Here is a 13,282-nt window from a genome sequence, read left to right as displayed (position 1 = left end):
ATGTTCGCGAAAATGCATCCGCCTTATTAATCACTTTATGTTTACTTACGCTTAAAAATTAAGCAGGATACGTGGATTATGTGGTCAAAAATCCACCAACACAACTACCGTTTAATCGGCATATTTAAACCCAGGAATTGAGCTAACGTCCTTCAATTGTACTGATGACTATTAGTTACCATCTCAATTAATCATGCGAAAACAGCATGCAGCATTTTTTTCAATGGCCGATTTAACAGCACTGTTTCCATACCTCTAATCTGAAATTCTTACTCGCTTTTTGACATAATGGAAGAGACTTCCAATTGCATCGCCATGCTGCGAAGCGTATTCTTTAGCTAATTCAATTAATAGAAATAGAAGTCGAGTCATGCCGAATCAACTCGCTCTCATGGAACAAGTGCGGAGCACTCTCATCGACCTAGCCATCAAGTTTGGCTGCCGCGTTTGACATCTCCATTGCGCAACAGCAGCTTTATCAAGCTGCTAATTTTCCGCTTTCAGATTTCGCTGGCCTACCAGATGATCGCCGTGGTTGTCGGCTGGCACATCTATGAACTAACGCACGACCCTTTTGCGCTTGGTCTGGTGGGATTGGCGGAAGTCATTCCCTACTTTTGTTGTGCGCTATTCGCGGGTTATGTCGTAGACCATCACTCTCGACGAATGTTTGGCGTGCTGGCAAGCATCGTGCTAAGTTGCAATGCTCTGGTGCTTGTGTTTGTAGCCAGCGGCGGGTTAGCTGGCGCCACGCTGATGTGGATCTATGGATCTATCGCCGCTGGTGGCGTCGCCCGTGCCTTCATTGGGCCTTCCTACAACGCACTGCTTGCTCTGACTTTGCCGCGTGAGCACTATGCGCGTGCCGCCGGTATCAGTAGTTCAGTTTTTCAGTCTGCGCTGGTGCTTGGTCCTGCATTGGGCGGAATACTGGTTGGTTGGGCAAGCCTTACTACCGCTTACATGGTGGCTTCGATCCTTAGCATCAGTGCCGCCGCGTCTTTATTCATGTTACGCATCGCAGAGCCACCGAGCGCTGAGAGCGCACCGGTATTTTCCAGCATTGCGGAGGGACTGCGCTTTGTGTTCAGCAACCAGATCATTCTGAGCGCGCAAGTGCTGGACATGTTCGCCGTATTATTCGGCGGCGCGGTCGCCATGTTGCCAGTATTTATCCACGATGTTTTCCATTATGGTCCGGAAGGCTTGGGCATCCTGCGCGCAGCACCTGCGATAGGCGCAATCGCCTCCGGTGTCTTACTTGCTCGCCATCCCTTGAACCAGAATGCGGGCAGGATGTTGCTGGCAGCTGTCGCCGGGTTTGGTGTATGCATCATTTTGTTCGCCCTCACCAGCCATTTTTGGGTGGCGGCCTTCTTGCTAATGCTCTCTGGCGTGTGCGATGGGGTCTCGATGGTGCTTCGTACCACTATTATGCAGCTCATGACGCCAGACGCTATGCGCGGTCGTGTTTCTGCGATCAACGGCATTTTTATCGGCTCGTCCAACGAGTTAGGTGCTTTCGAATCAGGCTTGGCTGCCCGGGTGATGGGATTAGTTCCCTCTGTAATCTTTGGCGGAGTAATGTCTTTGGCTATCGTCGCGGCGACCGCGCGTCTGGCACCTAAGTTGCGCAAATTGAATCTGCTACAGTTACGCTAGGGAAACGCTGATTTATCCGTCCGTTCTAATGATTTTGGATCATGGATTTTAGAAAATACTCCGGGGGTTGATCGCAGAGGAGTCAGGTCATGCAAACATGTTGTTCGCTTGCCGCACCAAAAAGGGGTTACTAGTGGGCTATTAGACGCGAATGGATCAATTCACGCTCAGCAGGGTCGTGCGCGGGAAGATAATTGAACACGCCCGCAACCGATGTCCCCACGGGCACTCCGTCGCGGAACAGCACCCTGTTGGCAGCCAGCGCCGGTACTTTTGCGCCTACAAGCAAGGTACCGCACAGGTTGAGCGGATCGACTGCGGAGATGCAGACAAAGCTGCCGTCGTGCGAACGCCGGCGCATTTCGCGCAACAGAGGAATTGCCTCGGGCAGGGCGAACTGTTCTCCTGACAGGCCGGCCACGAAGCGACCACCACGAACCTCGCCGCGAGCCTCCAGTCGGTGATACACAGAAAGCAATTCGCGCCAGGAAGGTAGCCACGAGGACTCCCGTTCCAGCATGTGCCAGAAGATCACCCCATAACGACGCAGAAGCGTCATGGCAATATGTTCCAATGTATCCTGGGCGGTTTTCGGCTTGCGCGTCACCGGCTGACGCGCGACACGCTTGAGCGCTTCACCGACGGCCACGACATCGTCGTTTTTCCCGATGCCGCCTTCCTGCGTATCGGCATTGATCTGATTGACACGCTCGGTGATCGTGACGGCGTCCGCGCGGCGTACCAACGCCCAGCGGCCTGCTTCCTCCATCGTTGGAGCCGCGCCGCGGCGGCCGCGCTTTCTTGACTTGGCCCGTTTATGGGCCGGTAACAACATGGCACGTAAGCCAGCGAAGCTGTCTGCATTGACCAGACCGGTGGCTACCAGTTCACCAAGCGTGTTTTCGAGTTCGACCGGCAACTGCCGCGCGTCTTTCAACAATTCATCGAAAAACATCGCACCGTTCTGGCGCAACGCGTCGAGTACACGTACCCCGCGCGGGGAAACCTCCACCTCGCATGCGACCGCCGGCAGTGCGTGCCACAGGCCCAGATGCCGGCGCGGCAGGAGTACCAGGGGTGTGCCGCGCACCGGGCCGCCTGAGGATGACGAAGGTGCGCCTACTCGCGTCCAGACTATTTTTCCGGCCCGGCACAGCTCATCGAGCCATGTGGTCGAGTAATCCTTCATTCGCAGTCTCAGCAACTCGCTCTCCCAGCTCCCGGCTGCGGCCTCATAGCCTTCCAACTGGGACAGAATTTGCGGCAGCGCGTTGCTGCCCTGAAGCTGCGCGCCCTCCGCCAAATGCTGCCATTCAAACAAGAAACGCATGAAATCCTGACGTTCGACCGGCTCGATTTCGCGCCGCAGGCGCTTGATGGTGTAGCGGTGTATGCGTGCCAACAAATGTCGTTCGCACCATTCTTCGGCTACCGCCCCAGGCGTAAAGCGGCCGCGAATGACATACCCTTCATTTTCGAGCTGTGCCAACCCGATCAGTGTGGCGTTTTCCGACATGCAGAGTGTGGCGGCAATGTCGGCAATCGATTGTGGTCCAAAACCGCTGAGACGCGCGCGCAGAATTTCCACCAGCGCGGTATTTGACGTCCATGCCTCGGCGTCACTCGCGGAAAGGTCATTCGGCATCGTCATTTGCGGCGCGGGACGGGCGTTCGGGTAGGCGGCCTGCAGACAGGAGAACCGTTCGCGCGCGATCCAGGCATTCGGGCCGCTACCGTCAGCGCTGGCGAAAAGGGCGGCACGACCGCTAGCGGCCAGTTCCGCCAGCCATTCGCTCCATCCTTCATTGGCCATCGCTTCCTTCGGCGTGATAAATGCCAATGACATCAATGCCTCGTGCATCTCGTCGCTGTTGATCGCACGCGGCCAGGCTTCACTGGCCACCGCTTCAATGGCGCCGGCATCGAGGGCACCCAGGTCGTCGGGAGACGTCGGATCGCTCCAGCGGCGGCTACTGACGGCAAGGGTACGGCGTTCTTCCAGAGGTGCGTCATCCAGAAAAGCATACGGTCGGGCGCTCAGCACTTCCATTGCCAGCGGTGACGGCGAAGTGAGATCACGCGAAATCAGCCGAACTTCGCCTGCCTCCATGCGCCGCAACAGTGCCAGCCAGCCTTCGCTGTCCATCGCTTCGTGCAGGCAGTCTTGCAGGGTTTGATCGACCAGGGGATGGCTCGGCAGTTCGCGCTCGCCGACGATGTTTTCGAGGCACGCTGCCTGGTCGGGGAACACGGCGGCCAGCAAGTCGTCACTGCGCATGCGTTGTACTTGCGGTGCCACCTTGCGACCACCGCTGTAGCGGGGAAGGGCCAGCGCCGTGGTGGCGTTCCAACGCCATCGAACATTGAACAGCGGTGCATCAAGCAGGGCCTGAATCAGCACGTGCTCAGCGTTACTCGAACGCAGATATTTCCACACTTCACTCAACACGAAGCTGTGTCCCTCGGACAGCGACAGCACAATGGTGTCCTCAGTCGCGGCTGCCTGCAGTTCAAAATTAAAAGTGCGGCAGAAGCGTTTGCGCAGTGCCAGGCCCCAAGCGCGGTTGATGCGGCTGCCGTACGGAGAATGCAACACCAGCTGCATGCCACCTGACTCGTCGAAAAACCGCTCCAGCACTAAGGTGTCTCTGGTCGGCAGCGCTGTCAGCGCGGCACGCGCGGTGGCCAGGTATTCCGCAATTTGACGGGCGGCGTTGTCATCGAGGCCGAGGTGCTCGAAAAGCCAGTCGACGGCATGTTCAATTGCTTCCGCGCCATCATCTTTTTCCCCGAGCAGACGGTCGATCTCGCCCCGCAACCTGGAGACGCCAAACGATAGTTCGTCACTGCGGCCGGGGGCCTCGCCCAACCAGAATGGCAGGTTGGGCTCAGCGCCGTGCGCGTCCTCGACACGTACCTTGCCAGCCTCGATGCGCTGGATACGATACGAAGTATTGCCAAGCTGGAAAACGTCGCCTGCCAGGCTCTCGCTGGCGAAATCCTCGTGGACTGTCCCGACGTTGAACCCCTGAGGCTCAAGAATGACAGTGAAGTCAGCATTATCGGGGATGGTGCCGCCAGAAGTGACCGCTGTCAGCTTGCTTCCACGCCGGGAACGCAGCGTGGACGTGACGCTGTCACGATGCAGATATGACCCACGTACTCCTTGGCGACCGGTGTAGCCTTCAGTTAACATACGCAGAACCGCGTTATACTGCGCGCGTTCCAGTGTGGCGAAGGGCGAAGCCCGGCGGATCAGGTCGAACAGCTCGTCTTCTCCCCATTCGCGATTGCTCACTTCAGCGACAATTTGCTGTGCCATCACGTCGAGCGGAGCAACAGGAATGCGCAACGCGTCCAGTTCATCGCGGCGAGCGCAATCTAGCAGTGCAGCACATTCAATGAGATCGTCACGTGAAGTCGGAAACAACCTGCCTTTGGGAAGACCACCGACGTGGTGTCCGGACCGCCCCACGCGCTGCAAAAACGAAGCAATAGTGCGTGGCGAACCCATCTGGCACACCAGATCGACATCGCCGATATCGATCCCCAGTTCCAGCGATGAGGTAGCGATCAATATCCGCAATTCTCCACGCTTGAGTCGCTGCTCAGCGTCCTGCCGATATTCCTTGGCAAGGCTGCCATGGTGAGCTGCAACGTGTTTCGAACCGAGCCGATCGGCCAGGTGACGGGCAATGCGTTCGGCCATGCGTCGGGTGTTGACAAAAACCAACGTGGTGCGGTGCAGGACGGTCAACTCCGCCAATCTGTCATAGACCCGCTCCCATACCTGGTTGGACATGATCGGCTCAAGCGGAACCGGAGGCAATTCAATGCCGAGGTCTCGTTCGCGCACGTGGCCGACATCGACGATCGCGCATTCGCGTCCCGCGCCAGCCAGGAATTCTGCCACTGCTGACAACGGCTTCTGGGTGGCCGACAAACCAATCCGGACAGGGGCTCGTGCGCACAACGCATCCAGGCGTTCGAGGCTGAGCGCCAGATGGCTGCCGCGCTTGGAGCCAGCCACGGCATGGATTTCATCAACGATTACTGTCCGCACGGTGGCCAGCATCGCGCGCCCGCTACCGGAGCCGAGCAGCACGTACAGAGACTCTGGCGTCGAAATAAGGATATGCGGAGCGCGCCGACGCATCGCGTTACGCTCCGGCTGAGTCGTATCTCCTGTCCGTACAGCGGTGCGAATGCCATGCGGTGGTAAGCCCAGCGCCTTCAATTCTCGATCGATGCCCTCCAGCGGGTTGAGCAAATTGACGCGAATGTCGTTTGACAGCGCCTTGAGAGGCGAGACGTACAATATGCGCGTTTCATTGGGCAAACCTGTTTCACTACTTTCGCATACCAAAGCATCGACAGCCGCCAGGAAGGCGGTCAGGGTTTTGCCCGAGCCAGTCGGCGCCGCGATCAATGTCGTTTTGCTATTACGAACTAGGGGCCATGCCTGCTGTTGAGCCTCCGTAGGGCTCGAAAAGGTAGCGTCAAACCAAGCAGTTATCGCGGGATGGAAATTTTGCCGGTTCGCGCCACTAGAGGATGTATGCATGTCCCATAGATGATACAGGCGCGGAGTAAGTTCCCCATATCGGAAATCGATCCAAGCTAACAGTGATGGGAACGCTCTTTGACGGGCTCCTCCAGGGCATGCTCCGTAACCAAAATCTGGACAAGGAGACGACTGTTCCTGCGATGCAACGAATCATACGTATGCTGCTGGACGAATAAAGGACGGACTACGTAAGAAAAATGGCGCGTCCGAATGAGTGTCCGCTGTGGTTCGAGAGCACGAAGTCGCAGTTTGAACAAGCGGACAATCACAAAGCAACAATTCTGCACCCGGCGGATTCAACTCTGAAGTGCAACTTTTGTAAGCGAATTTAGGTGGCGAGCTGCGTTAATATCGGAGCCACTTAAACGACCAAGTAAAAGGAGCACAGATGAAGCAATATACGCAGCTCACCAGCGGGCAACGATATCAGATTTTCGGATTGAAACAAGCTGGTTTGAATCAAACTCGGATTGCCCAAAAGATAGGCGTGGACAAATCGACGATTTCACGAGAGTTCAGGCGAAACAAAGGTCAACGCGGCTGGCGGCCAAAACAGGCGCAATCGTTACGTGATGAGCGTCGGCAAGCCTGTACGAATGGCAAGTGCTTCTCATCGGATGAATGGGCGGAAGTCGAGCGGTTGGTTCAGGAAGATCTCAGCCAGGAACAGGCCGCCAATCGGCTTGAGTTGGAAGGCGGCTTGCAGATTAGCCATGAGATCATCTACCAACACATTTACGCGGACAAACGAAATGGCGGAGACCTGCACCAACATTTGCGCAGCCAAAAACGGCGCCGCAAGCGTTATGCAAGCGGGCAAGAACGACGTGGCACGATCAAGAACCGAGTCAGCATTGATGAGCGTCCAGAGATCGTTGCGGAAAAAACACGTATGGGTGATTGGGAAGGCGATACTGTGATCGGCAAGAACCACAAAGGCGGATTGGTTACGGATCAACCACCGACCTCGAAAAGTACTCGGATTTAGAACCCCGCATGAAGTATTCTTCGGGGTGGAATTACGCTACACCAAGCAACCACTGGCTGTTGCACTTCGAACTTGAATCCGCGGAATGTTAAGACCGGCATATGCCAGCCTTAACATTCGTGCTGCGTATCCATATTTCAGAGCGTATTAATGGGTCGAACGAGATGAATCTGAACTACTCTCCTCAGATATACCTGCGGGCTGATAACTACTCGCATGCCCGGAGCTACCATGTCCATCCCATGAGCTAGCCGACCTGGATGTTGTACGAGATTGCTGGGACCTATCAGCTTCTGATGTGCCAGACTTCCCTGACATATCTGACCTTGATGTACCAGATCGTCCTGACCACTCAGCTCCAGGTGTATCAGATTGCCGTGATCGATCCGACTTTGATGAGCCAGATTGTCCAGACGTCTCCCGCTCTGATGGGTCAGATCGTTCAGTCATATTTGAACTCGAAGCATCAGAGTCCATGGACTTATCCGATCTTGATGTATCAGACTGTCGCGACCTGTCAGATTTTGACGTACTAGACTGACGGGACCTATCAGCTCCTGAAGTACCAGCCCTTGAAGAACTAGACCCTGATAAATCAGAATTCGTGGATCTATCAGACATTGATGAATCAGAATCTGCATGGACTGACATAGCAGCTAGTGTAAAACAAGAAACTATAGCGAGATTAATGATAGTCTTTTTCATGAAATGCTCCTTTAAATTAAATTTGTAAAAATAACTTTGTTAAGGACAGCCAAGCCTTTCTCATACTTGTCCTCACCGAGTCTGCTCACATCCAAAATGATCAAACTCAGGTTGGCACATTAATAGGGAGTCTAGAAGCTGTCTGTGCGGTATCACACGCTATTAGGGTATGAGATAAATTGAGTCGATTTTGGGACTTAATTGATTTCATTTTGTGCCTCTTGACAGCACTCTCATGCCGCTGTCGCGAGTTTGGGCGCACTGATGTGCTCAAAGCCAAACGTTTTGTTGCGAATCAGCACCTCATTCAATTCCCCAAAATCGCATGAACGACAGGCGGTCCGCGACTTTATACTGCAGCCGCTCATCGGACAAGCCATGCAGACGTTGCAGGATGAGCATTTTGAACATCAGGATGCGGCATATAGGCTTGCGTCTAGCCTTGTGTTTACGTTTTTTGGCGTCAATGCGCTCGGGTGGAGCGAAATATCTTCCATCGATGATGGCATTGACTCGCTCCAGGGAATATCCAGTCTTGCTCAAGCTGGCCTAGCGGTTCTCAGCGGTCAGTTACAGTTCTTCGGTGAGTTTGCGCAACTCAGTGATGCGACAGCTTTCGCCGATTGGCTCGCACCGCTGCGGAAGTGCGAATGGGTGGTGTATGCCAAACGCCCATTTGCCGGGCCGGCTGCGGTGCTGGCTTATCTGTCGCGCTACACCCATCGGGTGGCGATTTCCAACGCTCGGCTGGTCGCTCTGGACGACGAGCACGGGGTGACCTTCCGCTGGAAGGATTGCCGGGCCAAGGGGAAGACGCGCCACAAGACCATGACGTTGATTACGGACGAGTTCATGCGGCGCTTTCTGTTGCATGTTCTACCCGGCGGGTTTCACCGCATCCGCCACTACGGGCTGATCGCCAATACCGGGCGCCGTGAGAATCTTGTACGGGTACGCGAACTGCTGCATGTCGCACCTGTCGTCAACGTGGAACCCGATAGTACTGGTGCGTTGACCGAATCCGTCCAGTCGACCTTCGTCTGCCCGGACTGTGGTGCGGCGATGATCGTCATTGAAACTTTGGCACGCGCACAGCGAATCCGCGCGCCACCCGAGCTTCAAGGTGTGCCATGAGCATAATCGTTACTCAACACCCAAACCGACATCGCCCAGAGCCGATACGGGAAGCCATTGTCTTGCAGCGTAAAAACGCCGATTATCGCTCTTCGCTTCAACGGAAAGTCATGGGTATCCACTTCGATACAGGTCATCTGAGCCATGTCATCGTCAGGCAGACCGGCTTGATCGTCATATCAATCGGCAACGTTACAACTCAAATCCCCATAGACCTTCGCCTACTCTAACTCGCACTGGTAACATCACGCGGTTTCGTCCCTCGAGGCTTGTCAGACGCCTGCCCGCAATGGCTTGCTGCATCCTGTTCGCTCGGCAACTGAGGGCAGGCATCTGACAACCCTTAACAAAATTTGAGCGCGGCATATAGTTAATATGTAAGCGATAATTTTTTTCGAGTAACGCCGTATTGTGACGAAAATTGGATTTTTAGAGGTGCACGTATGTCCCCGACCGTCCATGCTGAACTGTAGCTGATAGAGTCATCTGCGTTCAGGTGTAAAAATGTCTCGGATGATATCTGAAAGCGTATGGCTGCTGAGATCATTAAATTCTCCGGCATCAAAGAAGCGCCCAAAGCACGATGGACAGCTTTCAAACCAGATGTGATGCTGGCGACAATCAACCATGCGAATCATTGGTGTATTTGCGCAAGTGGGGCAATTGATTCGATCAATAGTGTTGTTTGCCGCTCCTATTTTCGAATCTCCAGTATCTATGCTCTTCGCTTGAGAGATAAATTTTTCGTCTTCAAGAATATCGAACCATAGTCCTTTACATGATACGCAGCGGTCAATTTCTCCGCCTTCTACCTTCACAGTTTCCATTTCAGAATGACACTTAGGACATTTCACGATTAGCTCTCCCCATAAAAAAATAATTAGGTTTGAATTGACGCCCAACGACGATGTAGAAAAAGCGTGTTCATCAACGTATCGTGCAGTGAATCAGATGGAATATCAAGTTGAAGTTTCGGGCACTGAGTTTACGCCGGCCTGTGCTTATAGTTATCCATAAAGTAGTAAGCGCTCGTCCCGAGCGCAGGATCAGAACTCAACGGGTGATCCCTTCCACGAATCGTGTCGCGGTCGGGCGCGAGCGAGCGCTTGAGTAGCCTCGCACCACCCCTCGCTTGCGTTGCGCCCAGGGCGGTTGCGCCAAATATTCAAGAGCCCCTTACACTTCGCATAGAAGCGAAAAAACCGCAGCACATTTTGGCGCTCAGACAGGCTGGGAGGGCGGTCGCTGCAAACCAGTTTGTCGTCCGTCATGCCGCGATCGGTCAGCGTCACCGCTCCCCACGCCTTGACCCGTATGCGAGTGCCGCGCGGCAGCCGAGGTCCAAGCACCAGCGCATCCAGCAGATCGCCCTCGAGACCCAAGAATTTCGGCACGGAACCGTAGTTGAACGGACACGGCAGCGGCGAGATAAAATCGATGTGGCCGGTTGATCCGCGTTTAAGAAAACTGCCCCGCGGAATTTCGATCACCACTTCGACCTCTGGCGGCTCGGGCGTTGCCTCCGGGGCGGAGGATGGTTTGCGGTTCACGTCGTTCATACCGAAAGTGTATCTCAATCCGGCAAACTCAACGAACGGTGAGCGACCTAAATAGCAATTGAGTGACAGCCATGTAGAAAATTCATGACCGTCCGCTCGTGGGGCAAAACGGACTGTCTTGTTAGATGTTAGAGGAGGGATGCAAGTTCGAATCCTAAACACGGATTAATTTCCCTGTTTCGGCATTGCCAATTCCTTGTTACCTCGGGCCAATAGCAGCGTATCGGCAGAGTGATTTGCTGCAGACCAAATTTTTGCTGTTAAAATCCGAGCCTATACAAGGCTAGGCATGTTCCAGAAAATACGATCGGATTCCAACCAGGTGGGAGCTGTCAGGCAGTTTCAGTTTGTGTCCAATCCCCTCTCCCACCAAACATTATGGCCACCTACAAACTCATCGAAATTTCACAGGCATTTCACGCTTTCGACGACATTCTGGATGTCCGTTCGCCGGCCGAATATGCTGATGACCATCTTCCTGGGGCGATTAATGTACCCGTGCTGAACGATGAGGAGCGCTCCCGCATTGGCACCGTGTTTACCCAAGTCTCACCTTTCGAGGCAAAGAAACAGGGAGCAGCACTGATCGCGCGAAATATCGCACGCCATCTGGAAGAGAATTTCGGCGACCGACAAAAAGGCTGGCGACCTTTAGTGTATTGCTGGCGTGGCGGCATGCGTAGTGGCGCTATGGCGCACATTCTGGCACAGATAGGTTGGAGAACTGGTCAGCTGGAGGGCGGTTACAAAACCTATCGGCGCTATGTGATCGCCGCGCTGGAAACGTTACCTGTCAAGTTTGATTTTTGTGTGATCAGTGGTGCGACCGGCTCGGGAAAGAGTCATCTGTTACATGCGCTGGCCGAGCAAGGAGGGCAGGTCTTGGATTTAGAAAAGTTGGCGCAACATCGCGGCTCACTTCTCGGCGATTTGCCAGACCAACCACAACCGACGCAAAAAACCTTCGAAACCCGACTCTGGGACGCACTACGTGCGTTCACCCCTGATCGTCCTGTTTACATTGAGGCGGAAAGTCGCAAGATCGGCGTGTTGAGCGTGCCAAATGTATTGCTCGACCGCATGCGCGCATCTCCTTGCGTGCGGATTGAAGCGCCACTGGAAGCCCGTGTAGAGTTTCTAATGAATGACTATGCGCACTTCCTTGGTAATCCCACACTTTTGGCCGAGCGCTTGACGCTGCTCATAGAACTGCATGGTCGTGTGGTAATCAACCGTTGGTGTGAAATGGCGCGGCAAGGCGAGTGGAGACCGCTGGTGGAAGAATTGCTGACGCAGCACTATGATCCGGCATACCGGCGCTCTTCTGGCGTCAGCTTCCGGCAACTAGACAACGTCAATATGCTACGACTGGTCTCGCTAGATAGCGACAGTCTGCGCATGGCGGCTGAAAATTTGATTCTTAAGGAAAGATAAAATGATGAGTGAAATCCGTCTTACCCAGTTTTCCCACGGTGGCGGCTGCGGTTGCAAGATCGCACCCTCCGTGCTTTCGAAGATTTTGTCGGGTCTGCCGCAGACCGGCATGTTTCCTGATTTGCTGGTTGGCCTGGAATCCAGCGACGATGCTGCGGTTTACCGCCTGAATGACACCCAGGCAATTATCGCTACGACCGATTTCTTCATGCCTATCGTGGACGACGCCTACGACTTTGGTCGTATTGCCGCTGCCAATGCCCTGTCAGATATTTATGCCATGGGTGGGAAGCCGATCATGGCGCTGGCGGTGGTCGGCATGCCGATCGACAAACTTCCGATAGAGACAATCCAGAAAATCATGGCAGGCGGTGCGGCGGTGTGCCAGTCGGCAGGGATACCGATCGCCGGGGGTCATTCCATCGACTCGCCAGAACCGATCTACGGGTTAGTGGCGCTAGGCATCGTGCATCCTGACAAGGTCAAGCGAAATGACAAGGCTCAGGCAGGCGATGTGTTGGTGCTGGGAAAGCCGTTGGGCATCGGCGTACTAAGTGCTGCGCTGAAAAAAGGTGAACTGGATGCTGAAGGCTACCGGCAGATGATTGCCGTTACCACCCAACTAAACCGCACCGGCATAGCGCTGTCAGATATGGCAGGCGTGCATGCCATGACTGACGTCACTGGCTTCGCATTACTCGGCCACCTACTCGAAATCTGTCGCGGTTCGCATCTGCAGGCACAAGTTGAATTTCATCGCATTCCTTTCATAGATATCGCTCTGCAATTGGCACAAGCCGGCTATGCCACAGGAGCGGCAGCGCGAAATTGGTCCAGCTATGCCGAGGCTGTGATTCTGGGAGGAGATATCGCAGAATGGCAGCGCAAACTGCTATGCGACCCGCAAACCAGTGGTGGCTTATTAGTCAGTTGCGCGCCAGAAAGTGCGGATGCAGTAGTGGCGGCTTTCAATTCTGATGGTTTCAGCCGTGCCGCAGTAATCGGCTCGATGCAGACTGGGGATGCGCAAGTAATGGTGCGCTGATAGCTGCTGGATGCTGAAAATGGTAATTGTTGGACGCTGGCTGACAGCCCGCTGGGTTGCTTCCAGAGTGCGCTTCAGCGTAGTTAAGGGCACCTCTAAAAATCCAATTTTCGTCACAATACGGCGTTACTCTTAAAAAATTAGAGCTTACATATCAACTATATGCAGCGCTCAAATTTTTTATTCGT

Annotated in this window: 8 protein-coding genes and 2 pseudogenes; 7 read left to right on the top strand and 3 right to left on the bottom strand. The window is 54.4% G+C overall.

Annotation, left to right across the window (positions count from 1 at the left end; translation table 11 throughout):
* Window positions 1–447: 447 nt before the first annotated feature.
* Window positions 448–1,662 (top strand): MFS transporter, encoded by a 1,215-nt coding sequence (locus MJ768_RS08625; RefSeq protein WP_239290420.1) that lies wholly within the window; start codon window positions 448–450, stop codon window positions 1,660–1,662.
* 130 nt (window positions 1,663–1,792) lie between these two features.
* Here MJ768_RS08625 and MJ768_RS08620 read toward each other — a convergent pair whose 3' ends face one another.
* A complete protein-coding gene (locus MJ768_RS08620) occupies window positions 1,793–6,226 on the bottom strand; it encodes a DEAD/DEAH box helicase (protein ID WP_239290418.1) in 4,434 nt (1,477 codons plus the stop codon).
* Between the two features lie 391 nt (window positions 6,227–6,617).
* Between MJ768_RS08620 and MJ768_RS08615 the strand changes: the two are divergent.
* From MJ768_RS08615 to MJ768_RS08600, 4 genes and pseudogenes are all read left to right on the top strand, one after another.
* A pseudogene (locus MJ768_RS08615) lies at window positions 6,618–7,293 on the top strand (IS30 family transposase).
* Between the two features lie 184 nt (window positions 7,294–7,477).
* Window positions 7,478–7,753: a hypothetical protein gene (locus MJ768_RS08610; protein WP_239290414.1), complete on the top strand. Its 276-nt coding sequence runs from the start codon at window positions 7,478–7,480 to the stop codon at window positions 7,751–7,753.
* A 730-nt stretch (window positions 7,754–8,483) separates the two neighbouring features.
* Window positions 8,484–9,056, top strand: a pseudogene (locus tag MJ768_RS08605) (IS91 family transposase); the annotation flags it as partial.
* Window positions 9,053–9,286, top strand: a complete 234-nt coding sequence (locus MJ768_RS08600) for a hypothetical protein (RefSeq protein ID WP_239290412.1) — start codon at window positions 9,053–9,055, stop codon at window positions 9,284–9,286. The pseudogene MJ768_RS08605 and the gene MJ768_RS08600, both read left to right, overlap by 4 nt.
* Before the next feature lie 252 nt (window positions 9,287–9,538).
* Here the strand turns inward: MJ768_RS08600 and MJ768_RS08595 are convergent, their stop codons facing one another.
* Window positions 9,539–9,910: a zf-TFIIB domain-containing protein gene (locus tag MJ768_RS08595; protein ID WP_239290410.1), complete on the bottom strand. Its 372-nt coding sequence runs from the start codon at window positions 9,908–9,910 to the stop codon at window positions 9,539–9,541.
* A gap of 192 nt (window positions 9,911–10,102) precedes the next feature.
* On the bottom strand, window positions 10,103–10,615 hold the full coding sequence (locus MJ768_RS08590) for an inorganic diphosphatase (RefSeq protein ID WP_239290408.1): 513 nt from the start codon (window positions 10,613–10,615) through the stop codon (window positions 10,103–10,105).
* Window positions 10,616–10,993: 378 nt separating this feature from the next.
* Between MJ768_RS08590 and mnmH the strand changes: the two genes are divergently transcribed.
* Together mnmH and selD are read left to right on the top strand one after the other, a co-directional pair.
* Complete coding sequence (gene mnmH / locus MJ768_RS08585) at window positions 10,994–12,049, top strand: tRNA 2-selenouridine(34) synthase MnmH (RefSeq protein ID WP_239290406.1); 1,056 nt, start codon at window positions 10,994–10,996, stop codon at window positions 12,047–12,049.
* A gap of 1 nt (window position 12,050) precedes the next feature.
* Window positions 12,051–13,094: a selenide, water dikinase SelD gene (gene selD / locus MJ768_RS08580; RefSeq protein ID WP_338140752.1), complete on the top strand. Its 1,044-nt coding sequence runs from the start codon at window positions 12,051–12,053 to the stop codon at window positions 13,092–13,094.
* Window positions 13,095–13,282: the final 188 nt, after the last annotated feature.

The organism is Candidatus Nitrotoga sp. 1052, from assembly GCF_927312905.1.
GTDB lineage: Bacteria > Pseudomonadota > Gammaproteobacteria > Burkholderiales > Gallionellaceae > Nitrotoga.
Note: the sequence above shows the minus strand (reverse complement) of the source record. Positions and strands in the feature narration are given on the sequence as shown.

Bases quoted from the DNA above. Each gene is read 5' to 3' on its own strand.
- MJ768_RS08590 (WP_239290408.1), bottom strand. From the start codon at position 10,615: ATGAACGACGTGAACCGCAAACCATCCTCCGCCCCGGAGGCAACGCCC.
- MJ768_RS08610 (WP_239290414.1), top strand. From the start codon at position 7,478: ATGTTGTACGAGATTGCTGGGACCTATCAGCTTCTGATGTGCCAGACT.
- mnmH (WP_239290406.1), top strand. From the start codon at position 10,994: ATGGCCACCTACAAACTCATCGAAATTTCACAGGCATTTCACGCTTTC.
- MJ768_RS08600 (WP_239290412.1), top strand. From the start codon at position 9,053: ATGAGCATAATCGTTACTCAACACCCAAACCGACATCGCCCAGAGCCG.
- selD (WP_338140752.1), top strand. From the start codon at position 12,051: ATGATGAGTGAAATCCGTCTTACCCAGTTTTCCCACGGTGGCGGCTGC.
- MJ768_RS08620 (WP_239290418.1), bottom strand. From the start codon at position 6,226: ATGCATACATCCTCTAGTGGCGCGAACCGGCAAAATTTCCATCCCGCG.